This window comes from Amycolatopsis sp. 3B14 (assembly GCF_050958625.1).
Lineage (GTDB): Bacteria > Actinomycetota > Actinomycetes > Mycobacteriales > Pseudonocardiaceae > Amycolatopsis_E > Amycolatopsis_E thermoflava.
The window spans coordinates 17,279-43,295 of record NZ_JBHZEN010000044.1; the positions used below are offsets into that span (position 1 = coordinate 17,279).

The window sequence follows — 26,017 nt, forward strand, 5'->3', positions numbered from 1 at the left end:
TCGCAGTCGTCCGGCATACCGGATCCGGCCGTCACGCCCCCCGAGCGGCCGGATCCGGTACGCGCACTACTGCTTCAGCACCCGCTCGGTCAGGTCACGGGCAGCCGCCACCAGTTCATCGGTGAGCGCCCCGGTCAGGTCCTCCGACGGCGTGCAGTCCGGGCCGATCACCAGTCCCGTTTCCAGCGACGGGTCGGTGGCCGCGAACACGACGGACCGCGCCGCCTCCGACGCCGGTCGCTGGACGCCCTCCAGGATCTGCTCCCACATGGGGCGCAGCGCCGGCGGCAGGATCTCGGGCGTCATCTCGGCCGCGTTGGGGGTCGCCGCCGCGCCCGGGTCCGCCGCGAACACCGCGATCCCGCTGCCCCGCAGCCGCTGCGCCAGTTCCCGGTTGTACGCCAGGTGCGCGAGCTTCGCGCGTCCGGACACCGCCATGCCGTAGTACTCGCCGGGTTCGACCTCGGCGTACGACGGCGTGCCCAGCGTCAGGGCGGCCTGGATGGACGACGACGTGACGTCGACGATCCGGCTCGGACGGCCGGCCCGCAGCGAGTCCAGCAGCGCTTCGGTCAGCACCAGCGGCGAGAGGTGGTTCACCGCGAAGCTCGCCTCGATACCCTCGGCCGTCTCCCAGCGCTGCGACCACATGCCGCCCACGTTGTTCACCAGCAACTGCCACGGACCCTCCGCGGCGAGCCGCTCGCCGAGCGCACGCACCTCCGCCAGCACCGAGAGGTCGGCCTGGACGAACCGGCCGCCGATGGTCCGCGCCGCCGCCACGCCGCGTTCCGGGTCGCGCCCGACGATCACCACGTCGTGGTCCAGCCGGGCCAGTTGCCGGGCCACCTCGAAGCCGAGTCCCCCGGTGCCCGCGGTCACGATTGCCTTCTGTGTCATGCCGTTCAGCTCAGCGCAGTGGCGGGAATCCGTCCAAAGCCGCGCGGACATGGGCCCATGCCGGCCTGGCATGGCAGCCTGTCGGAGTGGATCTGAAGCACCTGCGGTATTTCCTGGCGGTCGCCACGGAGGGCACGTTCACCGCGGCCGCGCAACGGCTCGGCATGACGCAGCCGGCGTTGTCACGGGCGATCCGGGCGCTCGAGGACGGGGTCGGGACGGCGTTGTTCGCCCGCGGGCACCAGGGCGCGGAGCTCACTGCGGCGGGGCGGATGCTCGCCGAGGACGCCCGCGGCATCGACGAGCACGCGCGGGCGGCGATCGCCAGGGTGGCGCGGTTCGGGCAGGAGGGGCCGCAGCTGCGGGTGACCGCGCGCGCCTGCGACGTCGCCACGCTCCAGGGTCTGGTCGATTCCTACAACGAGCAACACGAACCGCGGGCCGTCGCGACCGTGGCCGACTGGCAGGTCCAGGCGGACGAGCTGCGCACGGGCGCGGCCGACGTCGGTCTGCTGCGCGTCCCGTTCGAGAGCCGGGGCCTGGACAGCGATCCGGTGCGGATCGACGAACGGGTCGCCCTGCTGCCGCAGTCGCACCCGCTGGCCTGCCGGGAGTCGATCGAGCGGGCCGAGCTGGACGGCGAGACGTTCCCGCGGTGGGTCGACATGTCGGCCACCGAGACGGCGTACTGGACCGGCACCGACCGGATCCCCTACGACTGGCAGCCAGGCCCGCTCGTGCGCAGCGGCGCGGAGTACGCGAGCGCGGTCCGGCTCGGCCAGGCGGTCGGTTTCGTGCCCAGGACGCTGCTGCCGGAGCTGCCGCTCACCGGGATCGCCGTGGTGCCGGTGCACGGCCTGTCACCCAGCGAGCTGCACGTCGTGTGGGCCGCGACCGCCACGTCCCCGGACGTCGCGCGGTTCGTCCGGCACGCGCAGCTCACGGGAGCGTGATCGCGGCGAACACGGCCTTGTGGTCGGAGTTCGGCATCGGGAACACGCGATAGGCGGTCACCGCGGCGCGCTGGTCGACCAGGACGTGGTCGATCGCGACCGGAGGCGGCAGCAGTTTCGACGGCCAGGTCGACGTGAAGCCCTCGCCCGTCGCGTCGCCGGCGTCGGTGTAGCCGGTCGCGATCAGATCGCGCAGCGTGCCGTGGTCGAGGGTGGCGTTGAAGTCGCCGGCCAGGATGCGCACCGGGCCGTCCGGATCGGGGTGCGGCAGCCCCGCGATCTCCGACTTCCACGCCCCGGCGTCGGCGACCGGCGCCGTCGGGTGCGCCGCCACGACCTCGACGGACACGCCGCCGCCGAGGTCCAGTCGCGCGCTCGGCTGGGCGAACTCGGACGGTCCGGCCAGTGACAGCTGCGTGACCGGGTAGCGCGACACCAGCCCCGATCCGGCGCCACGCCGGGCCGGTTCCAGCACCCGGTGCGGCAGCAGCTCGAACAGCCCGGCCGCCTCCAGCGCGGACACCGCCTGCGGCGTCAGCTCCAGCAGGTTCAGCACGTCGACCTGGTTCTCCCGCACCAGCCGCACGATGGTCTGCGGATCGGCCTCGCCGTAGTACATGTTCGACGACATCACGTGCAGCGTCCGCCCGTGCACCTGCGGCTGCGCCGCGGAGAAGGCGCGCGGCACCACCACCCCGCCCAGCACGAGGGCGAGCACCAGCACGGTCCCGCCGATCCACCAGTGCCGGAGCGCGAGGGTGAGCGCCGCCAGCAGCAGGCCGCAGACGATCCAGTACGGCGTCAGCGCGATCAGCGACGCGGTCAGCCGCCCGCCGTCGACGCCGAACAGGCGCATCGCCGCGAACACCACGAAGACCGCGGCGAGGACGGCGAAGAAGACCACCCGCCCAGTCTTCCTGTCACGTCTGGGCGGCGGCTGACAGTCGCCTGTGCGCGCGCTGTCAGGTTCCCCCGGAAGAGTCGGTTCCGACACAGGAGGAGGATTTCATGACCTTGGCGATCCAGGCTGAGGGCCTGGTGAAACGGTTCGGCGGCACCACCGCGCTGAACGGGGTCGACCTGGAGGTGCCGACCGGCAAGGTGGTCGGCGTGCTCGGCCCGAACGGCGCCGGGAAGACCACCACGGTGCGGATCCTGGCGACGCTGCTGCGGCCGGACGCCGGCCATGCGACGGTCGGGGGCTACGACGTCGTGCGCGACGCGGTCCGGGTGCGCGGCCTGATCGGGCTGACCGGCCAGTACGCGTCGGTCGACGAGGACCTGTCCGGCACCGAGAACCTGGTGCTGCTGGGCCGCCTGCTCGGGCTGAGCCGGGCCGACGCGCGGGCGCGCGCGGCGGAGTTGCTGGAGCAGTTCGAGCTGTCCGACGCCGCCGGGCGCGCCGCGAAGACGTACTCGGGCGGCATGCGGCGCCGGCTCGACCTGGCCGCGAGCCTGGTCGGCCGCCCCAAGCTGCTCTACCTCGACGAGCCGACCACCGGGCTGGACCCGCACGCGCGCAACGAGGTGTGGCAGGTGGTGCGGCGCCTCGTCGACGACGGCGCGACCGTGCTGCTGACCACGCAGTACCTCGACGAGGCCGACCAGCTCGCCGACACCATCACGGTGATCGACCACGGGCGGGTCGTCGCGGAGGGCCGCCCGGACGAGCTGAAACGCCGGGTGGGCGGGCAGACCGTGCAGGTCCGGCCCACCGCGCGAGCCGATTTCGAAGCGGTGGCGCGGATCCTGACCGACCTGACCGGCATCGAACCCGCCCGCGATTCCGATGTCGGCCTGCTGACGGCGCCGGTCGGCGATCCGGTCCTGATGTCCACTTTGGTCCGGAAGCTGGACGAGGCCGGCATCACCGCCGACGAGCTGGCGCTGCGCCTGCCCAGCCTCGACGAGGTCTTCCTGGCGCTGACCGGGAAGCCGGCCGAGGAAACCACACGGGAAGGGAGCCTGGTGTGACCGTGCTCGAACTGCCCCGGCGCATCAGCCCGGGCAAGGCCCTGCAGGACGGGTTCACCCTGGCCTGGCGCGGCGTGCTGAAGATCCGCAAGAACCCGGAGCAGCTGGCCGACGTCACGCTGCAGCCGATCCTGTTCCTGCTCATGTTCGGGTACCTGTTCGGCGGCGCGATCGCCGGCAGCACGAGCGCCTACCTGCAGGTGCTGGTGCCCGGGCTGATGGTGCAGAACACGGTGTTCGCGAGCATGGCCACCGGCACCTCCCTCAACACCGACGTCACGAAGGGCGTGTTCGACCGGTTCCGCAGCATGCCGATCGCCCGGTCCGCGCCGCTGATCGGCGCGGTGGTGTCGGACGTCGTGCGATACGCGGTGGCGCTCGCGGTGCTGCTGGTCGCGGGCACGATCATGGGCTACCGGCTGCACACCGATCCGGGTTCGCTGGTGGTCGGCGTCGCGCTGATGCTGCTGGCCGGGCTGTGCTTCTGCTGGATCGCGGTGTTCGTCGGGATGCTCATGCGCAGCCCGGGCGCGGTCCAGGGCGTGATGGTGGCGGTCATGATGCCGATCACCTTCGGCAGCAACGTGTTCGTCCCGTCCGACACGATGCCCGGCTGGCTCCGCGCGTGGTCGGACATCAGCCCGGTGAGCCTGCTGACCGAGGCCATGCGGGGCCTGCTGAACGGCGGCCCGGTCGCCGGGCCGCTGCTGGGCGCGCTCGCCTGGATGGCGGGGATCGTCGCGGTGTTCTTCCCGCTGGCGATGCGCGCCTACCGGCGCCGGGTGGCGTGACGCGCCGGGTCTCCGCCGCACGCTGGGGGTCGGCGGAGACCCGGTTCACCTGATCCGACCGGCGACCGCGGCCTTGACCGCGGCGATCGCCCGCGGGCTGCCGAGCCGCGCGCCCCGCTGGTAGGCCGCCTCGTAGGCGTCCGCCCCGAGGGCCTCCCGGAGGGCGGCGACCACCGCGCGCAGCTCCGGGTCGCCGGAGTCGAAGACGCCGCGGATGGCCGCGCTCAAGCCGAGTGCCCAGGCGGCCTGCTCGGCGTCGCCCTCCGCGTGGAACGCGCGGGCGACCACGGTGGCCGCCTTCGCCACGTCCGGCAGGTCCCGGCGCTCGCTCGACGAGCGCAGCGGCGCCTCCAGCAACGCCCAGGCCTCCGCGGGCCGCCCCTCGGCGACGAGCAGCGACGCGCCGGCGACCGCGACCAGCTCCCCCGCCATGTCCACCGGGAACGGGATCCGCGACGCGTTCGCCGCCAGCCACGCGTGCTCGGCACGCGCCACCTCCAGCTCACCGCAGCGCCGGGCCACATCGAACTTCCGCAGCGCCACCGTCGCCCTGCGGTCGATCTTGTCCCCCACCAGCCGCTCGGCCTCGGCGAAATCCCGCCAAGCCGCGTCCGCGTCCCCGGCCCGGAACCGCTCCTCGGCCAGCCGGGACAGCTGCTGCACCAGGTCGTCCGCGGCGGACAGCTCGCGGGCGATCCGCACGCCCTCCTCGAACCCGGCGATCGCCGCGACGTGCTCACCACGCAGGGAGTGCGCCTCCGCCTGCATCGCGACCGTCATCGCGGTGCCCCACCGGTCCCCGCACTCGCGGAAACCCGCCACCGCCCGGTCCCTGGCGCGCCCGCTGCGGTCCAGGTCGCCGTCCTGGTCGGCCATGAACCCCTCGGCCCAGCTCGCGCACGAGATCGCCCAGCGGTCCGAGCCGCGCAGCACGCGGCGCACCTCCTGCTCGGCGAGATCCCGGCGCCCGCCGAGGAAGCAGCTCATCGGCAGGGCGAGCGCCAGCATCGGGTACCGCTCGACCGCGCCGCTGCGCACGCACTCGGCGGTCAGCTCGGGGAGGTCGTCCCGCTGCACCATCGGCAGGCTCGTCATGAGCGCGTGCATGACACTGAGGCACGCGCGGGCGTGGTCCGGCAGGCCGTCGTGGCGCAGCACCTCGTCCAGCAGCGGCGCCGGTTCGGCGTTGAACCCGCGGATCACCCAGTACCAGAGGGTCGCGACGACCAGCCGCGCCGCCGTGCCCGCGTCCTGGCCGTCGAGGGCGCGCCGCACCGCCGCCATGATGTTGTCGTGCTCCGCGCCGAACACCTCGATCGCGCGGACCTGCTCGTGCCCGCGCAGTTTCGGCTCGTGCTCCTCGGCCAGCCCCGCGAAGAACCCGGTGAACCGCCGCACCACGTCGTCCCGCTCGCCGGACTCGTCGAGCCGTTCGGCGCCGTAGGCGCGGATGGTCTCCAGCATCCGGTACCGCGGCTCCCCTCCGGTCGACACCGCGTCCACAATGGACTTCTCGACGAGGGAGCCGAGCACGTAGAGCACGTCCTCGGCGGGCAGCAGCTCGTCGGCGCACACGGCCTCCGCCGAGGACACCGTGGCGCCGCCGGTGAACACCGACAGCCGGCGGGCCAGTATCCGTTCCGGCTTCTCCAGCAGGTCCCAGCTCCACTCGACCACGGCCCGCAGCGTGCGCTGCCGCGGCACGGCGGTGCGGCTGCCGGAGTTCAGCAGCCGGAAGCGGTCGTCCAGCCGTCGCGCGATCTGGTCCGCCGTCATCGACCGCAGCCGCGCGGCAGCCAGCTCCAGCGCGAGCGGCATCCCGTCCAGGCTCCGGCAGATCTCCGTCACGGCGTCCGAAGTGGACTCGTCGAGGACGAAGCCCGGCCGCACCGCGACCGCCCGTTCGGTGAACAACCGCACCGCCTCGGCGACCTCCAGCGGACCCACCTGGCACAGCGCCTCGCCGGTGATCGCCAGCGGTTCCCGGCTGGTGGCCAGCACCCGCAGCCCCGGCACCCGCGCGAGCAGCTGGAAAGCCACGTCAGCCGCGGTGTCCACGACGTGCTCGCAGTTGTCCAGCACCAGCAACGCGTCGCCGCCGTCGAGCAACGCCACGATCTGCGCCATCGCGTCCACCGGCGCCTTCGGCGCGCTGGTGACGCGGAAGTCCAATGGCCCCAGCGCGCCAAGGACCGCGCCGGTCACGTCGTCGGCGTCCCGCACACCCGCGAGCGGGACGAACCACGCGCGAGCCGGGTGGCGCTCCGCCGCTTCGGTCGCCAGCCGCGTCTTGCCCGCCCCGCCCGGCCCGACGAGCGTGACCAGCCGGGACGCCGACAGCGCCCGCGCGACCTGGTCGAGTTCCCGCTCGCGGCCGACGAAACTGGTCAGCCGCACCGGGAGCGCGGGCTCGGCACGCGGTGGCGCCACCTCCCCGCGCAGGACCGCGAGGTGGGCTTCGCGGAGTTCGCCGGACGGGTCGACGCCCAGCTCCTCGGCCAGTGTCGACCGGGTCCGCTCGAACACGGCGAGGGCGTCGGCCTGGCGGCCGCTCGCGGCGAGCGCCCGCATCCGCAGCGACGCGAGCCGTTCCCGCAGCGGGTGCGCTTCCCCGGCGGCGTCCAGGTCGGCGAGCACCTCGGCGTGGCGGCCGAGCGCCAGCTCGGCCTCGAAGCGGTCCTCCACCGCGGCGATCCGCAACTCGTCCAGCCGCGCGACCGGGGCCTGCGCGAAGGGCGCGTCAAGCACGTCGGCCAGCGCGTCACCGCGCCACAACGCGAGCGCTTCGCCGAGGACCGCGGCGGCCTCGCGGTGCCGTCCGGCGGCGAGCTCGCGCCGGCCACGCGCGGCCAGCTCCTCGAACCGGTGGGCGTCCACGTCGGCGTCGAGCGTGTAGCCGCCGGAGCCGGAGGTGATCGTGCCCGCGCTGCCCAGCGCGCGGCGCAGCCGGGACACCAGGGACTGGAGGGCGTTCGCGCCGTCGGTGGGTGGTTCGGCGCCCCACAGGTCGTCGATCAGCGTGTCGGCGCCCACCGCGCGCCCGGGGTCGAGCGCCAGCCGGGCCAGGAGCATGCGCAGGCGCGCGCCGCCGATGTCGATCGGCGTGCCGTCGTCCGCCTGGGCCCGGACCGGGCCGAGCAGTGCCACCCGCACGGGTACCACTGTTCCAGATCAGGCGCCGGGCTTGAGGCTCTGCTCGAAGTAGTCGACCATGTCCTGCGGCGTCGGGCCGTCCGTGCCGAAGTCGATCCACACCAGCAGGCCGCAGATCTCGGCGTCGTCCGTGCCGAACAGCATGATCCCCATGCCGGTGGTCGTGCCTGCCAGGTAGTCGCCGCTCAGCCCGTCACCGCTCCAGCGGCCTTCGAGCGCGCTGTCCGAAGTGCCCAGCTGGGACTGGATGCCCGGTTTCAGCGCGTCGAACGACATGCCCTCGTAGTAGACGACGGAGCGGCCGCTGGTGGTCGAGTCGCTGGGCAGCGTGCAGGTGACCACGTTCTCGGCGCCCGCCTGCTGGATCGGCACGCCTGCCCCGCCGCGCTCGCAGGTCCCGACGTCCGGAACGGCGCCGGCCAGGCGGCGCAGGCAGGACGTGAAGCCGTCGGAGTCCGGCTCGCCGCCGGTCGAGCAGCCCGCGGAGACCTGCTGGGTGCTCGGCAGGGCCGCGTTCCCGGTGGTGCCCGCCGCGGCCGGGTCGCCGGACCCGCCGCGGGTGACGGCGAGGAGGGTGATCACCAGCGCGGCGACCAGCACACCGACGCCGGCGCCGATGAGCAGCGGTTTGCGCACGCCCTTGGGTTTGGGCGGCGGTGGCTGCCAGGCAACGGGCGGAGTGGCCGGCGCCATGGCCGGGACGGTGCGTCCGTCGATCGCGGGGATCGCGGGCGGGGTCGGCGGCGGGGCGGCCGGGACGTGGTGCAGTCCGAACGCGACCGCGGTCTCCGGCTGGTCCTGGGTGGTCGGCAGGACGCCGAGCTGCTCGGCGAGCAGTGCCGCGACCAGCGGCATGCGGCTCGGCCCGCCGACCAGGTACACGCCGGTGAGCTGCTGCGGGGTGCGCCCGGCGTCGCGGATGGTCGCGGCGAGCATCTCGGCGCTGCGCAGCAGGTTCGGCCGGACGAGCGCCTCCAGCTCGGCGCGGGTGACCAGGACGTCGTCGAACGGTTCCGGCATCGGCACTTCGGTGTGCGCGTGGCGGGACAGGGTTTCCTTGGCCTCGCGGACGTCCTGCAGGAGCGCGCGGCGGATGCGGCGGTCGGCGAGGCTCTGCGGGCGCAGCATCCGCTGCCACTGGGCCGGGTCGGTGTGGGAGACCTGGCGGCCGACGTGTTCGAGGAGGGCCTGGTCGATGTCGAGGCTGCCGAGGTCCGGCAGGCCGTTGTCGGCGAGCACGGTGAAGCCGCGTTCAGTGACGCCGACGACGGCGCAGTCGAACGTGCCCGCGCCGAGGTCGTAGACGGCGAGGGTGCTGCCGGGCGGCAGGGTGCGGCCGAGGGAGGCGTAGTGCGCGGCGGCGGCGACGGGTTCCGGGATGAGGACCGGGCTGGGGCCGAGACCGGCCTTGACCGCTGCCTGGCGGAGGAGCTGCTGGCGGGTGGCGCCCCAGCGGGCGGGGTGGGAGAGGCGGACGTGGTCGAGCGGCTGCCCGGCGAGCTGGCGGTGGGCCTCCTCCGCGACGCGGCGCAGCACCGCGGCGAGGGCGTCGGTCACCTCAACGACGGTGTCGCCGAGCAGGAGGGTCGCGTCGTCGATGCGCCGCTTGGGGTTCGGCTCGAACCGGGCCGGGTCCAGGCGCGCCCGGCGCTCCGCATCCTGCCCGACGACCAGCGTGCCGTCCTCGCCCGCGAAGACCGCGGAGGACATGGTGACCGACCCGTCGACCTCGATGACACGCGGCCCGCGGCCGAACGCGGACAGGACGGCCACCGTGCTCGACGTGCCCAAGTCGATCGCCAGGACGTTCATGTGCCTCCCCTCAGCGCAGCCCACTTTTTCACACCATCGGGGAGTCCCGGACGAGAAGTGCCCCCACCGGAGTCGCGACCGGCCACGCCGGTGTTTCGCCCCGTTTTCAGCAGATGCCCGGAAACGCGAAAGTGCCCCCAGGGAACCACTCCCTGGGGGCACTCGCGTCTGGCGGCCTACGAGATCAGCGCTCGCCCTCGGCGTCGTCCTCGTGGGTGCCCGCGCCGATGCTCACCGGCGGGGCGTCGGGGACGTCGGACGGCTTCGGCTCGCCGCGGAACACGAACCGCGCCTCTTCGTCGCGGTCCTCCGGGTTGCCGCTCCAGCCCTCGACGTCGACGATTACGATCTGACCCGGCTCGACCTCGCCGAACAGGATCTTCTCGGACAGCTGGTCCTCGATCTCCCGCTGGATGGTCCGGCGCAGCGGACGGGCGCCGAGCACCGGGTCGAAGCCGCGCTTGGCCAGCAGCGCCTTCGCCTTGTCGGTCAGCTCGAGAGCCATGTCCTTGGCCTTCAGCTGGGTCTCCACCCGCGTCACCATCAGGTCGACCATCTGGATGATCTGCTCCTGGGTGAGCTGGTGGAACACGATGATGTCGTCGATCCGGTTGAGGAACTCGGGCCGGAAGTGCTTCTTCATCTCCTCGTTGACCTTCTGCTTCATCTTCTCGTAACGCGATCCCTCGTCGTTACCGGAAGAGAAGCCCAGGCTGACGCTCTTGGAGATGTCCGACGTGCCCAGGTTCGAGGTGAAGATCAGCACCGTGTTCTTGAAGTCGACCGTGCGGCCCTGACCGTCGGTGAGCCGGCCGTCCTCCAGCACCTGCAGGAGGGTGTTGTAGATCTCCTGGTGGGCCTTCTCGATCTCGTCGAACAGGACCACGGAGAACGGCTTCCGGCGGACCTTCTCGGTCAGCTGGCCACCCTCCTCGTAGCCGACGTACCCCGGAGGGGCACCGAACAGCCGCGAGGCGGTGTAGCGGTCGTGGAACTCGCCCATGTCGATCTGGATGAGCGCGTCGTCCTCGCCGAACAGGAACTCCGCCAGCGCCTTGGACAGCTCGGTCTTACCGACACCGGACGGGCCGGCGAAGATGAACGAGCCGGACGGGCGCTTCGGGTCCTTCAGGCCGGCACGGGTGCGGCGGATCGCCTGGGAGACGGCCTTGACGGCGTCCTCCTGGCCGATGATCCGCTTGTGCAGCTCGTCCTCCATGCGGAGCAGACGCGTGGTCTCCTCCTCGGTGAGCTTGAACACCGGGATGCCGGTCCAGTTGGCCAGGACCTCGGCGATCTGCTCGTCGTCGACCTCGGCGACGACGTCCAGGTCACCGTCCTTCCACTGCTTCTCCCGCTCGGACTTCTGCGCGAGGAGGTTCTTCTCCTCGTCGCGCAGCCGGGCGGCGCGCTCGAAGTCCTGCGCGTCGATCGCGGACTCCTTGTCGCGGCGCACCTTGGCGATCTTCTCGTCGAACTCGCGCAGGTCCGGCGGAGCCGTCATGCGGCGGATGCGCATGCGGGCACCGGCCTCGTCGATCAGGTCGATCGCCTTGTCCGGCAGGAACCGGTCGTTGATGTACCTGTCGGCCAGGGTGGCCGCGGCGACCAGCGCGGAGTCGGTGATCGACACGCGGTGGTGCGCCTCGTAGCGGTCCCGCAGGCCCTTGAGGATCTCGATGGTGTGCTCGAGCGAGGGCTCGCCGACCTGGATCGGCTGGAAGCGGCGCTCCAGCGCGGCGTCCTTCTCGATGTACTTGCGGTACTCCTCGAGCGTGGTGGCGCCGATCGTCTGCAGCTCGCCGCGGGCCAGCATGGGCTTGAGGATCGATGCGGCGTCGATCGCGCCCTCGGCGGCGCCCGCGCCGACGAGCGTGTGCAGCTCGTCGATGAACAGGATGATGTCGCCGCGGGTCTTGATCTCCTTGAGCACCTTCTTCAGGCGCTCTTCGAAGTCACCGCGGTACCGGGAGCCGGCGACCAGGGAGCCCAGGTCCAGCGTGTAGAGCTGCTTGTCCTTCAGTGTCTCGGGCACCTCGCCCTTGACGATGTTCTGGGCCAGGCCCTCGACGACGGCGGTCTTGCCGACGCCGGGCTCGCCGATCAGCACCGGGTTGTTCTTGGTGCGGCGGGACAGCACCTGCATGACCCGCTCGATCTCCTTGCCGCGCCCGATGACCGGGTCCAGCTTGCCCTCACGCGCCGACTGGGTGAGGTTGCGGCCGAACTGGTCGAGCACCAGCGAGGAGGACGGGGTGCCCTCGCCGCGGCCGGCGCCGGCCTCGGCCGGCTCCTTGCCCTGGTAGCCGGAGAGCAGCTGCAGCACCTGCTGGCGCACCCGGTTCAGGTCCGCGCCCAGCTTGACGAGAACCTGCGCGGCGACGCCTTCGCCCTCGCGGATCAGGCCGAGCAGGATGTGCTCGGTGCCGATGTAGTTGTGGCCGAGCTGCAGCGCCTCGCGCAGCGACAGCTCGAGCACCTTCTTGGCGCGCGGGGTGAACGGGATGTGCCCGCTCGGGGCCTGCTGGCCCTGGCCGATGATCTCCTCGACCTGCTGCCGCACGCCTTCCAGCGCGATACCCAACGATTCGAGCGCCTTGGCGGCGACACCCTCACCCTCGTGGATCAGGCCCAGGAGGATGTGCTCGGTGCCGATGTAGTTGTGGTTGAGCATCCGGGCCTCTTCCTGGGCCAGGACGACCACCCGCCTCGCGCGGTCGGTGAACCTCTCGAACATTCCCACTCCCTCGACTGCTGCGCCGGCGGTGAGCACCCATCACTTCGCGATGGATTCAGCACCGTGAGTCCACTGTAGTAGCCATGCGGTCCCACCGGACTACCACTGGGGCGGATTAGGTCACAGCTGGTGTAGACGCCGGAAATCCCCGGCGATGAGTCTGCGCTGGTAGCTGACGTACATCTGCAACGCGGGACTTCTCCCGGCGATTCCGCAAGCCCCGGTTTGTCCGCTCACCGCGAACACCCTCGTGACGGGGACGGGACTGGCGCTCGCGCTCGGAACGAGTAAGGTAAGGCCAACCTAACCACTCGGATGGAGCAGGGAGGTCCGCCATCGAAACCGCGCTGGGCGCTCTCGGAGCGTCCGTCACGAGGGTGGCCGCCCTGCAGGACCGCATGGAAGTGCGCGCCGACCTGCCCGCGACGGGCGGTTGGCAGCGCTGCGGCGACCTGCTGGCCGACCCCGCGCGGTTCGACGTGTGGCGCAAGCTCCTCGGCGAGTGGCTGCGCGACGGCTTCGGCGAGGCACCCGAACGGACGACGGCCGGGTTCGTCATGTCGTGGTACCTGCACGTGCCGGCGTTCACCGGTGCGTTGCTGCTCCATCACGAACGGCGAGTACCCATGCTGCGGCCGGGTGAACTCGCCTTCCGCCTGTGCGCGGACCGCCCACACCCCGAAGGTGTGGCGGTGCTGGGGGACGAGTTCTACTGCCTGCCCGGCGACCCCGACGCGGACCGCCCCGAGGCGACGGTGGTCGCGGACGAGCGGGCGCTGGCCGCGGTGCTGCGCGCTCGTTATACGGCGCACGCGGCGCAGTTCGTGCAGGCGTACGCGCCGCTGAGCCGGCTCGGCCGCCGGATGCTGTGGGCCGCGGCGACGGACGCGCTGGACAGCACGCTCTGGTGGGCGGGCCTGTACGCCGGCGACGAGGAGGCGGGCGTCGCCGACGCGCAGCTCGTGCTGGACGAGCACTACCCGCCGCTGACGGCGTCGACCCGGCTGCGCCAGACCGGCGACGGGTGGGCCCGGCGGCGGGAGAGCTGCTGCTTCTCGTACCTGCTGCCGGAGCAGCCGCTGTGCGAGGGCTGCCCGCGCACCTGCCGCCGGTGACTTTCACCACACCGGCTCCGCGTGGCTGATCCCGGTCGGTTCACCGACCGGGATCAGCCACGCCGCAGCCCGCGAGGGACTCCACCCTGAGCTCCGGGGCCCGGAAGGCAGGAGCCGGTGCCGCGTTCGCCCAGGCGCGTCACCCGGCACCCCGCGCGTCCGCTCGCTAGGCGCGCCACCCCGGATCACGGCCGGTCAGCGCCAGCAGCCGGTCCGCCACCGGCGCCTCCCCCACGCCCCGGCACCCCGCGAGGGACGCCACCTCGAAACTCCAGACCCAGAAGGCCGGCGCCGAGGCCACGTTCAGCCATCCCTAGGCACGCCCCCGGCCCCGGCACCCCGGGCATCCGCCCGCTAGGCGCGCCACCCCGGATCACGGCCGGTCAGCGCCAGCAGCCGGTCCAGCACCGGCGCCTCGTCCGCGCACGGCACCGCAGGCCCGAACACCTTCATCTCCCGCGCCTGCTCCGCCGTCGCCTCGACCGAGCTGTGCAGCGCCGCCGCCACCTCGGGGTCGACGGTCAGCGGCCGGCCGGTCGCACGGGCCAGGTCCCAGCCGTGCACCACCCATTCGGTCAGCACCATTCCGGCGATCATCTCGGCCGGCATCTCCGCATCGCCGAACTTCGTGGTGCCGTCGAGCGCCCCCGGCCGCCCACAGGTATCCACAATTCCATCCACAAGCGTGCACAGCTCACCCAGCCAGTCACCCTGCGTGAGATCGACGTCCCGCTCGCCGCCAGTCGCCGCGGGCGCCGGTTCGCGGCGGAGTGCCGCCGCCATCCACGGGCCCCAATAGAGAAGGTGGTTGAGCAGGGCGCGCACGTCGTATTCGGTGCAGGGGGTCCGGTTGTCCAGTTGGGCTGGTTCGATGGTGCGGAGCAGCCCGGTGAACTCGCGGGCGGCCCGGTCCAGCATCGGTCGAAGGTCGGTCATGCCTCCATTCAGCCGAATGGCGGCGCCGCCGTCTTGAACAAAAGCGACAGCCGCTCACGAATGACCCGGCCGGACAGAACCGTGTTCAACCTGCCGGGCAATGAAAAAAGCCGCCGGGAATCCCCGGCGGCTCTTCCACGCCCCTCTTTACCCGAACTGCAGTCAGTTCTTCTTGTGGTAGGCCTCCACGACCTCCGACGGGATACGCCCGCGGTCGGAAACCTGGTAGCCGTTCTTGCGCGCCCAGGCCCGAATGGCCTGGTTCTGCTCGCGGTCCACCGACGCGGAACGACCCGCGACCTTGCCGGCGGGCTGACGGCCCGGAGTGCCCCGCTTGCGGCCACCGGCACGCCGCGCGTGCTCGACGTACTGGGCCAGCGCGTCACGGAGCTCCTCGGCGTTTTCCGCCGACAGGTCGATCTGGTACGAGATGCCGTCAAGTCCGAACTCGACGGTCTCGTCCGCCTCCGAGCCGTCGATGTCGTCGATGAGCGACACCAGCACCTTCTGTGCCATGTGTTTCCTCCTGTTTTCGGCCAGCCACGAATGATCGGGCAGGGGCAGGCGCCCTGACCAGAAGCCATTGACTAGGACATTAATACCCGGAATCAGGGCAGCACGCAAATCACGTAACCGATACCGTGACTAGTTCGTGCCTGCTATTCGGGGCGCACCAGCGGGAAGAGGATGGTCTCGCGGATGCCGAGGCCGGTGAGGGCCATCAGGAGACGATCGATGCCCATTCCCACGCCACCACTCGGTGGCATTCCGTACTCGAGCGCGCGCAGGAAATCCTCGTCGAGGCGCATCGCTTCGCTATCCCCGGCCGCGGCCTGGCGGGCCTGGTCCAGCAATCTTTCCCGCTCGATCACCGGGTCGACCAGCTCGGAGTATCCGGTGGCCAACTCGAATCCGCGGACGTAGAGGTCCCACTTCTCGGCCACGCCGGGCTTGGTCCGGTGCTGCCGCGTCAGCGGCGAGGTCTCGATCGGAAAATCCCGTACGAAAGTCGGCTCGTGCAGGTGATCACCGACCAGGTGCTCCCACAGTTCCTCGACCAGCTTCCCGTGGCCGAGTTTCGGATCGACCTCCAGGCCACGCGCGGAGGCGAACCCGCGCAGCTTCTCCACCGACGTTTCCGGCGTCACTTCCTCGCCGAGCGCGTCGGACAACGAGTCGTACATGCTCAGCGACGTCCATTCGCCGGAGAGGTCGTACGGCGAGCCGTCGGCGAGCGTGACCTCGAGGCCGCCGAAAACGGCCTGCGCCGCTTCCTGGATCAGCTCCCGCGTCATCACCGCGTTCGTGTCGTAGGTGGCGTAGGCCTCGTAGTACTCCAGCATCGCGAATTCCGGCGAATGCGAGGAGTCGCTGCCCTCGTTGCGGAAGTTGCGGTTGATCTCGAAGACCTTCTCGATCCCCCCGACCACGCACCGCTTGAGGAACAGCTCCGGCGCGATCCGCAGGTACAGATCGATGTCGAACGCGTTCGAATGGGTGACGAACGGCCGCGCCGAGGCGCCGCCGTGCAGGGTCTGCAGCATCGGCGTTTCCACCTCGGTGAAACCCCTGCGGTGGAACGAATCCCGCAACGAACGGACCACCGACGCGCGCGTGCGCACCACGTCGCGGGCCTGCGGGCGCAGGATCAGGTCGACGTAGCGCTGGCGGACGCGGGTCTCCTCGGCCAGCTCCTTGTGCGCGACCGGCAGCGGGCGCAGCGCCTTCGCGGCCATCCGCCACTCGTCGGCCATGATGGACAGCTCGCCGCGCTTGGACGTGATGACCTCGCCGTGCACGTAGACGTGGTCGCCGAGGTCGACGTCCGCCTTCCAGGCGGCCAGCGCTTCCTCGCCGACGTTCGCGAGGCTGATCATCGCCTGCAGTTCGGTGCCGTCGCCTTCGCGCAGCGTCGCGAAGCACAGCTTGCCGCCGATGCGCGAGAACATGACGCGACCGGTCACGCCGACGACCTCGCCGGTGGCCGTGTCGGCGGGCAGGTCCGGGTGCGCCGCGCGCACCTGGGCGAGCGTGTGGGTGCGCGGCACTTCGACCGGGTACGGCTCCACGCCCTCCGCGAGCAGCCGATCGCGCTTGGCCCGACGGACCCGCATTTGTTCGGGCAGGTCGTCAGCGGGCACCGGGCGATCCGGGGAGGGGGAATCCGTCATGCCGATAGGGTACGAACCCCCGTGACTACTAGGCCAACCGGATTACCTGTATCGACCAGCACAAGCGCACCGATAGCATCGCGCGAGTGAGCGAAGCCACTTCATCCGCCGATCGTGAGCTGTGGGACCGGCGGTCCCGCTCATTCGGGGGGCACGCGGACGCCTACGACGAGCACCGTCCCGATTACCCGCTCGACGGTCTCCGCTGGGCGTTGCCGCCCGGTGCCGCGGAAGTGGTGGACCTGGCCGCGGGCACCGGCAAGCTCACCGGCGGCCTGCGTGCGCTCGGGCTGCGCGTCACCGCGGTCGAACCCGATCCGGCCATGCGCGCCGCGTTCACCCGGCGCCATCCCGGCATCGAAGTCCTGGACGGCACGGCGGAACGGATCCCGTTGCCCGACGCCGGCACCGACGCCGTGCTCGCCGGCCAGGCGTTCCACTGGTTCGACCCGGGCGCCGCGCTCACCGAAATCGCACGCGTGCTGCGCCCTGGCGGCGTGGTCGCGGGGCTGTGGAACGGCAACGACGATTCCGTCCCGTGGGTCGCCGAATTCGCCCGCGTGTCCGGTTTCGTGCAGCGCGGCCGGTCGGTCGCGACTCTGCCCGAACACCCCGCGTTCAGCGCGTTCGAGGAGAAGACGTTCCGGCACTCGCACCGCCGCACACCCGAAAGCCTGGTCGAAACGATCTCCACGCATTCCCATCTGCTCGTCGCGGACGATGCCGAGCGTGTGGAGACGCGGCGGCGGACGCTGGAATTCCTCCGCGCCAACCCGGCCACCGCGAACGGCGAATTCGACCTGCCGCTGCTGACGACGGTGCTGCGCGCCGTCCGCCGCTAACGCGTCTGGCGTTCGAAGGCCAGGCGCAGGCCCAGCAGCGTCAGGTCGGGCACGTGCTCGGTGATCGTCTCCGACTCGCCGATCACCAGCGGCGCCAGCCCGCCGGTCGCGAGCACGGTGACCGGCTCGTGCGTGCGCGCGGTCAGCTCGCGCACGATCCGCCGCACCAGGCCGTCGACCTGGCCTGCGAACCCGAACACGATGCCGGACTGCAGGCACTCCACGGTGTTCTTGCCGATCACCGACCGCGGCCGGACCAGCTCGACCTTGCGCAGCGCCGCCGCGCGCGAGGCCAGCGCGTCGACCGAGATCTCGATGCCGGGCGCGAACGCGCCGCCGAGGAACTCGCCCTTCGCGGAGATCACGTCCACGTTGGTCGAGGTCCCGAAGTCCACCACGACGCACGCCGTGCGGTACAGGTGGTGCGCGGCGAGCGTGTTGACCAGCCGGTCCGCGCCCACCTCACGCGGGTTGTCCACCAGCAGCGGCACGCCGGTGCGGACGCCGGGCTCGACGACGACCTTCGGCACCCGCGCGTAGTACCGGCCGAGCATGACCCGCATCTCGCGCAGCACCGCGGGCACGGTGGACAACGCGCTGAGCCCGGTGATCGCGTCGGCGTGCTCGCCGAGCAGGCCGCGCATGGTCAGCGCCAGCTCGTCGGCGGTCATCTGCGCGTCGGTCCGCATCCGCCAGTCCCCGACGAGCTTGGCCGCGTCCCCACTGCCCTCGTACAGGCCGAGCACGATGTTCGTGTTGCCGACGTCGATCGCCAGGAGCAAGGGAGTTCAGCCCTCGGCGTGCAGCAGCGCGTCGAGCCGTGCGGCGTCGACGGTTTCGGCGACCGGGAACGGGTTCTCCCGGTCCGGCGAGGCGATCGGGATGCTGCCGCTCACCAGGCCGGAGCCGTCGGGCGCGTGCCCGGGGTCGCTGCCCTCGTGCTTGATCCGGTTCTCGTCGTCGACGAACACGATCCGCGGCTGGTAGGTGGCCGCCTCGGCGTTGTCCATCTGACCGTAGGAGATCAGGATGACCAGGTCGCCCGGGTGCACGAGGTGCGCGGCGGCGCCGTTGATGCCGATGACGCCGCTGTCCCGCTCGCCCGGGATCACGTAGGTCTCCAGCCGCGCGCCGTTCGTGACGTCCACAATGGCCACCAGCTCGCCCGGCAGCAGGTCGGCCGCCTCCATCAGCGTCTCGTCGATCGTGACCGACCCGACGTAGTGCAGGTTGGCCTGGGTGACCGTCGCGCGATGGATCTTCGACTTCAGCATCGTGCGGTACATGGTTATCCCTCTTCCTCCGACGCGCCCAGCACCACCGGGACGTTGTCGATCAGCCGGGTCCGCCCGACCCGGGCGGCGATCAGCAACCGTGCTTCCCCATCGACGGGTGCGGGACCGAGATCGGTTCCCCGCAATTCGAGGTAATCCACGTCGACCTCCGGGCGGGCGGCCAGCGTCGCGCGCGCCGCCGCGAGGACCGCGTCCCCGCCCTTCGGTCCGGAATGCCCGCCTGCCGCGAGCGCCGCGGACAACACCACGGCGGCTTCCCGCTGTTCCGGCGAGAGGTAGACGTTGCGCGAGGACAGGGCCAGGCCGTCGGACTCCCGGACCGTCGGCACCCCGATCACGCGGACGTCGAGGTTCAGGTCGCGCACCATTCGCTTGATCAGGACCAGCTGCTGGTAGTCCTTCTCGCCGAAGAACGCGAAGTCCGGCGTGACGATGTTGAACAGCTTCGCCACCACAGTCAGCACACCGGCGAAGTGGCCGGGGCGGTGGGCGCCCTCCAGCTCGTCGCCGAGCGGGCCCGGGTGCAGGGTCACCGCGTGGCCCTCAGCGTAGAGGTCGCCGACCTTGGGCACGAACGCGATCTCCACGCCGTCCTCGGCGAGGATCTCCAGGTCCCGCTCCAGCGGCCGCGGGTAGGCGTCGAAGTCCTCGCCCTCGCCGAACTGCAGGGGGTTCACGAAGATCGACACGGCGACGACGGTGTTCGGCAGGCGCTTGGCGCGACGGATCAGTTCGCGGTGACCGGCGTGCAGCGCGCCCATGGTCGGCACCAGCGCGACCTTGCGGCCCACCGAGTGCAGCGCCGCGGTGACCCGGTGCACGTCGCCGGGCGTCTGGTAGGTGTTCAGCTGCCCGCGGCTGAATTTCGGTGTGGTCACGGGTTTTCCGGCCTTTCCAGAAGTTCGGTGATCTCGGCGGCGGCGCCGGCGTCGAGCAGGCCGGCCGCTTCGGCTCGCTGCGCGGTGCGCCGGGCGAGCGAGGTGTAGGCGGGCACGATCGCGGGCTCGGTGGCTTCGAGCACGCCCAGGTGCTTGCGCAGGGTACCGGTGTCACCGCGGGCGACCGGACCGGTCAGGGCTCGGTCACCGTGCCGCAGCGCATTGTCCAGCGCCGCCGACAGCAACGGGCCGAGCATGCGCTCCGCGTCGCCGATCCCCGCGCCGCGCAACAGGTCCGCGCAGTCGTCGACGAGCGTGATCAAGTGGTTGGCGCCGTGCGCGAGCGCCGCGTGGTACAGCGCCCTGGCGGCTTCCGGCACCCGCACCGGTTCCGCGCCCATCTCGACGGTCAGCGCCTCGCCGACGCTCCATGCGGCCTCGTCGTCGGCCGCGGCGGTGACGCCGACGCTGCAGGCGGTGAGCCGGTCGAGGTCCTCGGAGCGGCCGGTGAACGTCATGACCGGGTGCAGGGCCAGCGGCAGCGCACCGGCCGCGGCGGCGGGGGCCAGCACGTCGAGGCCGTGCGCGCCGGAGGTGTGGATGACGATCTGGCCGGGGCGCCAGGAACCGGTGGCGGCCAGACCGCGGACCAGGCCGGCGAGTTCGTCGTCGGGCACGGCCAGCAGCACGAGGTCCGCGGCCGCGGCGACCTCGTCCGGCGGTTTGAGCGGGACACCCGGCAGCATGCGCTCGGCGCGGGCCTGGGAAGCGGCGGAAATGCCGGAGGCGGCGACCACCGTGTGCCCGGACCGGGTCAGCGCGGCGCCGACGACGCTGCCCACGCGGCCGGCGGAGATCACTCCGACACCGAGCCTTGCGGGACGACTCACGGCGTGCCCCTGTGGACGCTCATGGCAGCAGAACTCCTCAGCTCGTTCCAGTCCCGCTCCGTTCGCGGGTACCGGACGACGGGGCGAGAGTAGCTCGCGGAAACGCCCCGGGTCGGCGGCGGGTGACCAGCTTCACCCGACCCGGTTTACCCGGTATGACTGCCTTCACCCGCCAGCCGGACCGCGTCGGCGCGGGCCGCGCGCAGCGTGGCCAGCAGTTCCCGCTTGCGCTTCTCGTGGTCCGGGGTCTCCTTGCGGCGGCGCAGGAACGCGAGTTCGGTCACGCTGGCCTGGTAGCGCGCCACGGCTTTCGCGGCCTCGCGGCCGGACTGCTGCCTGGCCTGCCGCCGCCACTCGCGGCGGCCGGCGAGCGTGGACAGCAGCTCGACCTCCGACGGGGCGATCAGCCGCGCCTGGACCATCGCGGGCAGGGCGGCGGTGACGATGCGTTGTTCGCGGCGGCGTTGCAGGAGGACGAGCATCACGACCGCGATGAACATCGGGACCATGATCAGGAAGTAGACGTTGAGGAACGTTTGCGCCCCGCCGAGGACCGCCGCGCCGTTCCACAGGGCGTGCAGCAGGACGGCGCCCAGGTAGGCGCCGATCGGGGCGAGGATCTTGACGGCCCGGTTGTCGGCGCGGGCGGCGTAGCCGAGGCCGATGCCGGTGATCGCGGCGAACAGCGGGTGCGTGAACGGCGACAGCACGCCGCGCAGCACGAACGCGGCGATCACGCCGGTGCTGGTGGCGTCGCCGAAGCCGTAGTCGGCGAAGGCGCGGCCGAAGTAGTAGATGTTCTCGGTGAACGCGAAGCCGGCCGCGGTGAACCCCGCGTAGACGATGCCGTCGATGACCCCGTCGAACTCGTCGGCGCGGCGCAGCAGGACGGCGAGCACGAACGAGGCCTTCGCGGCCTCCTCGACGAGCGGGGCGGACAGGAGCGCGCTGAGCTTGCTGCCGCTGCCCTCGCCGAGGAGCAGGTCGCCCACCGTTTCGGCGGTGTTGTTGATCAGCAGGGCGGTGATCGCGGCGAGGCACGCGCCCCAGAAGAAGGCGACCAGGAGGAACTTCGCCGGCTCCGGTTCCCAGCGGTCGACCCACAGGATAGTCGCCACGACGACCGCGACGGGAACGAGCGCCGCGGCGACGCCGATGGCCACCGCGAGGGGCCCGATCTGCACGGTGACCAGGCCGAGAACGGTCAGGCCGCACACGGCCAGGATGACGAGGCCGAGCACGGGCAGGAGCACGGTGAGCCTGCGAGGGGGTGCCGTCACAGCCCGGCACTCTACGGTGACGGACTGCGGGGGCGGGCGGGGTGGGCGGTGCTTCGGGGCCCCCGGTGCAGCGGGCTCAGCCGCAGCGCCGGCGCCGTGCGATGCGGTGGCGTAGCGCCGAGTCGCCCGGCCGCGCAGCGGCGAGCCGGGCACCTCGGCGGTGTCCCCGGCTCAGCAGAAGCGGGACAGGGGGCAGCCACGAAGGCCACTGGTCGGCGGGCGGCACAGCCGTGGAGCGGCACAGCCGCTGCGGGCGCAATCACCGGAGCAGCACGGCGGCGGTCAGCCACCACAGCAGCACGGCGATGATGCTGCCGCGAGAGCGGCACGGCGGCGGTCAGTGACGCAGTGGGGCGAAGCGTGCAACCGCCGCGGGCGGCGGTGCTCGGCGGCGCACTGCCTCCGGCAACGCCGCGGTGCCGTGATGCACGGTGGCCACCCCCGCGGAATTGCTGTGAGCCGCCGCGCGGGATCGTCCTTAGTCAGATCCACCGCCGGCGGGATCGTCGTGGTTCCGGTTGGCCGCGGAATCGCGGCGATGCAGATCGGCAGCCCGCGAATCGCGGTGGCCCAGGTCGGCAGCCCCGCGAAATCGCCACGGTTCAGAACCCGCCGCACGGAAACGTCGCGAGGCAGGTCGGCCGCCGCGGGATCACAGTGACGCAGATCCACAGCCCGCGAAACCGCCGTGGTTCAGAACCCCACCGCGCGCAATCGTCGCGGTTCAGATCCACCACCCCCGCGAATCGCGGCGGCCCAGGTCGGCGCCCCCGCGAAACCGCCACGGTTCAGAACCTCCGCCGCGCGGGATCGGCGCGGGGCAGGTCGGCCGCGTCCCGCGGAATCGCGGCGCACTGTCGTCGGCAGCGGCGGGATCGCCGTAGTTCACAGCAATCCGCGGAAGTGGTCAGTCCTCGGCGCGGCGGCGGCGTCGGGGGGTCGCCGTTTTGCCGTTCGCTGCCAGGAGTTCGCTCACCGAGCGGCCCGCGGAGTGGGAACCGGTGTGCTCCTCCACCGCGGCGCGGCGGCCGCGTGGGGTTTCCGGCTCGGGCTTCGCCCGGCGGCCGGTGCTCGCCCACGTGGCGGCTTCGTCGTCGGGGCGGTGGCGGCGGCCCGTGGGCGTCTCATCGGCGGCACGGTGGCCCGTTCCTTCAGCGCTGCGGCGGCCCGCGGGTGTCTCGTCCGTCGCGCGGTGGCCCGTTGCCTCGGCGCTGCGGCGGCCCGCGGGTGTCTCGTCCGTCGCGCGGTGGCCCGTCGCTTCAGCGCTGCGCCGGCCCGTGGGCGTCTCGTCGGCTGCCCGGTGGCCGCTCGCTTCGGCGCTGCGGCGGCCTGAGATCGCGGCGGCGGAACGGTACCCGGTCGACTCCGCGGAGCGGCGTCCGGCGACCGCGGCGCCCGCGCTCGATCGGCGTGCCGGGCCCTCCGCCTCCGCGGCCACCGAGAGCCGCGGCAGTGCCTCGGCCTCGGGAGCGCGCTCCGCGCCTCGACGGCCCGCGTCGGCCTCCGGTGTCCGCAGGCTCGCCGGCACATCGGCGTCCGAACGCAGCCCGGGCGGCGCCTCGTCGGCGTCCGGCACCCGCGGCGCCTCGTCGGGGCGGCGACGGCGGCCGGCGGGGGCCTCATCCTCCTCCGCGCGGCGCCGACGGCCACCCGGCCTGCCCTGCTGCGCCAGCCGCCGGACCTCGACCGGCAACGTCTCGTTGACCACCGGGTGGTCCTCGGGGACCACCGGCGACGGCTCCGGCTGCACTGGCCGCGTCACGCGGGTCGGGAACGCCGCCGACAGGTCGGTCGCCGAACGCTCGGCTCGCGGCGTCCAGTCCGGATCGACGGCCTTGGCGACCTGCGTCGGCTGCTCCACCCGCTGCGGTTCCCGCTTGACCGGCGTCGTCGCGGCTGTCGGGCGCCCACGATCGGGACGGCTCGGCGCGGGACGGCTCGGCTCCACGGGCCGGGTCTGTGGGCGTTCCGGCTTCTTCGCCGCCGGCTGCACCCGCGTGCGCTCGGGGTCGACGGGTTCGGCGTTCGCGACCCGGCGGACGGGGAGGTCCATCGACACCTCGGGCCGCCGCGGCTCCGGCGCGCTCGGACGGCCGCCTGCGCGCACCGGCTCCTTCTCCCGCACCCGCTCGATGAACTCGGTCGGCCGGTCGGTGATCTCCCGCTTCTTCGCCGCGGTGATCTGCGGCGGCTGGCTCGTGCCGTACTCGACGACCCGCTGCTCCTCGTGCAGCGCCCGCATCCGGGTCGCCTGCGCGGTCAGCGCGACGCGCTCCAGCAGCACCTCGCCGCCGAACAGGCTCTGCAGGTTGTCCCGCAGGGAAGCGATTTCCGTGCGCAGTGCGTCCAGTTCGCTGCGGGACTCGGACTCGACCCGTTGCCGCGTCTCGGCTTCGACCTCCAGCTCGAACTCGCGCCGCGCGGCGATCTCGCGTTCGAGCTCCAGCTCGTAGACCTCCTGCGCCTGTGCGACGGCCTCTTCGGTGTTCGTCGCCTGGCGGCGGTAGCGCACGGCGAGGAACGCGCCGATCAGAGCCGCCCACAACGCGGCGACGATCCCCAGCCGCAGGTAGCGGATGTCGTCGGCGACCACCAGCGGAATCGTGGCGCCGACCGCGAGGACCAGGCCGATGAGAAACCACGGCCTGCCCACGACGCGGCCGCGCGTCTCGTCACCCTCGCCAGTCATGACCAACACCGTACCCGCTAGTTATGCGTCCGAGACCTAGTTGGTACTTCGAGCGGTCGGTTCTCAGCGTTAACCGGTCGGGTGATGATCGGGATCACTTTCGTCGTCTTCCGGCGTGCGGCAGCAGTGCTCGAGCCAGAGCGCCGCGGCGATCAACACGGCCGCGCACACCGCTCCGATCGCGACACTGCGGAGGTCGCTCGACGCCGCGGCCAGCTCCGACGCCCGCGGGATCAACGCGCCGGCGATCCCGGCCCACGCGCCGAGCATGATCGCGCCGAGCAACGAGGAGGCCTTCGCGAGCGCGACCGTGCGCGCCGCCGAGACCGCGTTGACGAGCCGGCCGGACCTGACCCGCGACCGCATCACGAAGGCCAGTGCGACTTCGATCACCGCGAGCACGAACAGCGTGACGCCGACCGGCCGCGGCAGGCGGGGCAGGTCCCCGTAGGCGAACCTGAACAACAGGTACGCGGCCACGAGCCCGACCAGCCCGGCGATCACCAGCTCTCGGGTCCGGGTGAAGTGCATACCGCCACGGTACCCAGGTGATCGTGGCACAGTTGACTCTCCACCGGCTGGAGGGTTGAGCATGGGACGCGCGGACGGGACGTTCACGATCGGCGAGCTGAGCCGGCGGACCGGGTTGCCGGTCAAGACCATCCGGTTCTACTCCGACGAGGGGTTGCTCCCGCCCGCCGACCGCACCGGTTCCGGCTACCGGCTGTACGACGTGACGGCGATGGCCCGGCTCGAACTGATCAAGACGCTGCGCGAACTCGGCCTCGGGCTAACGGATGTGGCCGCTGTGCTCGCGCGGGAGACGAGCGTCCCCCGCCTCGCCCGGCGGCACATCGACGCGCTCGACGAGCAGATGCGCAGGCTGCGGCTGCGGCGCGCGGTTCTGCGTGCGGTCGTGAAACGCGAATCCGAGCTGGAGGAAGTGAAACTGATGAACAGGCTGGCGGCGATGTCCGACGAAGAGCGGGCCCGCCTGGTCGACGAGTTCTGGCAGGAGGTGACCGACGGCCTACCGGTCGACGCGGAGTTCTACGAGCGGATGCGTTCGGCGAAACCGGAGCTGCCCGACGACCCGTCGCCCGAGCAGCTGGAGGCGTGGATCGAGTTCGCCGAGCTTATCCAGGACCCGGAGTTCCGCGCGGTGACGCGGCGGATGAGCGAACGGCACGCCGACGACCTGCGGGCGGGCCAGGCGGCCGTGCCGGCGCAGGAGGACTGGATCGGCTGGAGCGAGCGGGCGCAGAAGGCACTGGAAGCCGGGCTGGCCCCGGATTCACCGGAGGGGCGCGAGCTGGCCGACGACATCGCGCGGGGGTGGGCGCCGGACGGGCAGGACCCCGCGGATCCGGCGTTCCGCGCCTCGGTGGCCGACCGGATCGCCGTCGGGACCGACCGCAGGGCCGAACGGTACTGGCAACTGATGGCGATCATGAACGGATGGCCGGAGGTGCCCACGCGGGTGCCGGCGGTGGAGTGGCTGACGGCGGCTTTGCGGGCATGATCGCTGAGGTTGCCTCCCGCCCCGCAACAGCGAGCCGGCAACGCAAGTAGGCCGACCACCCAACCAGACCTCCCCCGCC

Annotated in this window: 21 protein-coding genes; 6 read left to right on the top strand and 15 right to left on the bottom strand. The window is 72.1% G+C overall.

Features of this window, described 5'->3' with window-relative positions:
- Positions 1-66: 66 nt before the first annotated feature.
- Positions 67-900: an SDR family NAD(P)-dependent oxidoreductase gene (locus ACCP09_RS24455; protein ID WP_027933639.1), complete on the bottom strand. Its 834-nt coding sequence runs from the start codon at positions 898-900 to the stop codon at positions 67-69.
- Positions 901-986: 86 nt separating this feature from the next.
- Here ACCP09_RS24455 and ACCP09_RS24460 point away from each other — a divergent pair, with 86 nt between their 5' ends.
- A complete protein-coding gene (locus ACCP09_RS24460; protein WP_378333485.1) occupies positions 987-1,853 on the top strand; it encodes a LysR family transcriptional regulator in 867 nt (288 codons plus the stop codon).
- Here the strand turns inward: ACCP09_RS24460 and ACCP09_RS24465 are convergent.
- Complete coding sequence (locus tag ACCP09_RS24465) at positions 1,840-2,757, bottom strand: endonuclease/exonuclease/phosphatase family protein (RefSeq protein WP_027933637.1); 918 nt, start codon at positions 2,755-2,757, stop codon at positions 1,840-1,842. The two genes, ACCP09_RS24460 and ACCP09_RS24465, sit on opposite strands and share 14 nt — an antisense overlap.
- Positions 2,758-2,861: 104 nt before the next feature.
- Here ACCP09_RS24465 and ACCP09_RS24470 point away from each other — a divergent pair, with 104 nt between their 5' ends.
- Both ACCP09_RS24470 and ACCP09_RS24475 read left to right on the top strand, forming a co-directional pair.
- The gene (locus ACCP09_RS24470; RefSeq protein WP_433750537.1) at positions 2,862-3,827 is read left to right on the top strand and encodes an ATP-binding cassette domain-containing protein; all 966 of its coding nucleotides are present in this window, start codon (positions 2,862-2,864) and stop codon (positions 3,825-3,827) included.
- Entirely contained in the window at positions 3,824-4,618 is a 795-nt protein-coding gene (locus ACCP09_RS24475; protein WP_017985414.1) for an ABC transporter permease, read from the top strand. Before ACCP09_RS24470 ends, ACCP09_RS24475 begins: the two co-directional genes overlap by 4 nt.
- A gap of 45 nt (positions 4,619-4,663) precedes the next feature.
- Here ACCP09_RS24475 and ACCP09_RS24480 read toward each other — a convergent pair whose 3' ends face one another.
- The 3 genes from ACCP09_RS24480 to ACCP09_RS24490 form a co-directional block, all read right to left on the bottom strand.
- Positions 4,664-7,771: a BTAD domain-containing putative transcriptional regulator gene (locus ACCP09_RS24480; protein ID WP_433750542.1), complete on the bottom strand. Its 3,108-nt coding sequence runs from the start codon at positions 7,769-7,771 to the stop codon at positions 4,664-4,666.
- Positions 7,772-7,789: 18 nt separating this feature from the next.
- Positions 7,790-9,583, bottom strand: coding sequence for an Hsp70 family protein (locus tag ACCP09_RS24485; protein ID WP_123684640.1), 1,794 nt, complete (start codon positions 9,581-9,583; stop codon positions 7,790-7,792).
- A 184-nt stretch (positions 9,584-9,767) separates the two neighbouring features.
- A complete protein-coding gene (locus ACCP09_RS24490; protein ID WP_017985417.1) occupies positions 9,768-12,320 on the bottom strand; it encodes an ATP-dependent Clp protease ATP-binding subunit in 2,553 nt (850 codons plus the stop codon).
- 377 nt (positions 12,321-12,697) lie between these two features.
- Between ACCP09_RS24490 and ACCP09_RS24495 the strand changes: the two genes are divergently transcribed.
- Positions 12,698-13,435: a (2Fe-2S)-binding protein gene (locus tag ACCP09_RS24495; protein WP_378364645.1), complete on the top strand. Its 738-nt coding sequence runs from the start codon at positions 12,698-12,700 to the stop codon at positions 13,433-13,435.
- Between the two features lie 354 nt (positions 13,436-13,789).
- Here the strand turns inward: ACCP09_RS24495 and ACCP09_RS24500 are convergent, their stop codons facing one another.
- The 3 genes from ACCP09_RS24500 to lysS all read right to left on the bottom strand — a co-directional run bounded on the left by ACCP09_RS24500 (position 13,790) and on the right by lysS (position 16,542).
- Positions 13,790-14,371 (bottom strand): TIGR03086 family metal-binding protein, encoded by a 582-nt coding sequence (locus tag ACCP09_RS24500; RefSeq protein ID WP_433750547.1) that lies wholly within the window; start codon positions 14,369-14,371, stop codon positions 13,790-13,792.
- Between the two features lie 162 nt (positions 14,372-14,533).
- Positions 14,534-14,887, bottom strand: a complete 354-nt coding sequence (locus tag ACCP09_RS24505; protein WP_020417087.1) for a histone-like nucleoid-structuring protein Lsr2 — start codon at positions 14,885-14,887, stop codon at positions 14,534-14,536.
- A gap of 143 nt (positions 14,888-15,030) precedes the next feature.
- A complete protein-coding gene (lysS, locus tag ACCP09_RS24510; protein WP_123684637.1) occupies positions 15,031-16,542 on the bottom strand; it encodes a lysine--tRNA ligase in 1,512 nt (503 codons plus the stop codon).
- Between the two features lie 86 nt (positions 16,543-16,628).
- On the opposite strand from lysS, the gene ACCP09_RS24515 reads away from it, so the two are divergent.
- Positions 16,629-17,384 (top strand): class I SAM-dependent methyltransferase, encoded by a 756-nt coding sequence (locus ACCP09_RS24515; protein ID WP_433750551.1) that lies wholly within the window; start codon positions 16,629-16,631, stop codon positions 17,382-17,384.
- Here the strand turns inward: ACCP09_RS24515 and ACCP09_RS24520 are convergent.
- From ACCP09_RS24520 to ACCP09_RS24550, 7 genes are all read right to left on the bottom strand, one after another.
- Positions 17,381-18,166: a type III pantothenate kinase gene (locus ACCP09_RS24520; RefSeq protein ID WP_433750554.1), complete on the bottom strand. Its 786-nt coding sequence runs from the start codon at positions 18,164-18,166 to the stop codon at positions 17,381-17,383. The two genes, ACCP09_RS24515 and ACCP09_RS24520, sit on opposite strands and share 4 nt — an antisense overlap.
- A gap of 6 nt (positions 18,167-18,172) precedes the next feature.
- A complete protein-coding gene (panD, locus tag ACCP09_RS24525) occupies positions 18,173-18,670 on the bottom strand; it encodes an aspartate 1-decarboxylase (protein ID WP_027933627.1) in 498 nt (165 codons plus the stop codon).
- 2 nt (positions 18,671-18,672) lie between these two features.
- Positions 18,673-19,557, bottom strand: coding sequence for a pantoate--beta-alanine ligase (panC, locus tag ACCP09_RS24530; RefSeq protein ID WP_400983809.1), 885 nt, complete (start codon positions 19,555-19,557; stop codon positions 18,673-18,675).
- Complete coding sequence (locus ACCP09_RS24535) at positions 19,554-20,498, bottom strand: Rossmann-like and DUF2520 domain-containing protein (RefSeq protein WP_378333637.1); 945 nt, start codon at positions 20,496-20,498, stop codon at positions 19,554-19,556. Before ACCP09_RS24535 ends, panC begins: the two co-directional genes overlap by 4 nt.
- A gap of 95 nt (positions 20,499-20,593) precedes the next feature.
- Positions 20,594-21,700, bottom strand: coding sequence for a PrsW family intramembrane metalloprotease (locus tag ACCP09_RS24540; RefSeq protein WP_433750565.1), 1,107 nt, complete (start codon positions 21,698-21,700; stop codon positions 20,594-20,596).
- A 934-nt stretch (positions 21,701-22,634) separates the two neighbouring features.
- Positions 22,635-24,416, bottom strand: a complete 1,782-nt coding sequence (locus ACCP09_RS24545) for a DUF6779 domain-containing protein (protein WP_433750558.1) — start codon at positions 24,414-24,416, stop codon at positions 22,635-22,637.
- Positions 24,417-24,485: 69 nt separating this feature from the next.
- The gene (locus tag ACCP09_RS24550; RefSeq protein WP_433750561.1) at positions 24,486-24,947 is read right to left on the bottom strand and encodes a DUF3180 domain-containing protein; all 462 of its coding nucleotides are present in this window, start codon (positions 24,945-24,947) and stop codon (positions 24,486-24,488) included.
- A 61-nt stretch (positions 24,948-25,008) separates the two neighbouring features.
- Between ACCP09_RS24550 and ACCP09_RS24555 the strand changes: the two genes are divergently transcribed.
- The gene (locus tag ACCP09_RS24555) at positions 25,009-25,938 is read left to right on the top strand and encodes a MerR family transcriptional regulator (protein WP_123684632.1); all 930 of its coding nucleotides are present in this window, start codon (positions 25,009-25,011) and stop codon (positions 25,936-25,938) included.
- Positions 25,939-26,017: the final 79 nt, after the last annotated feature.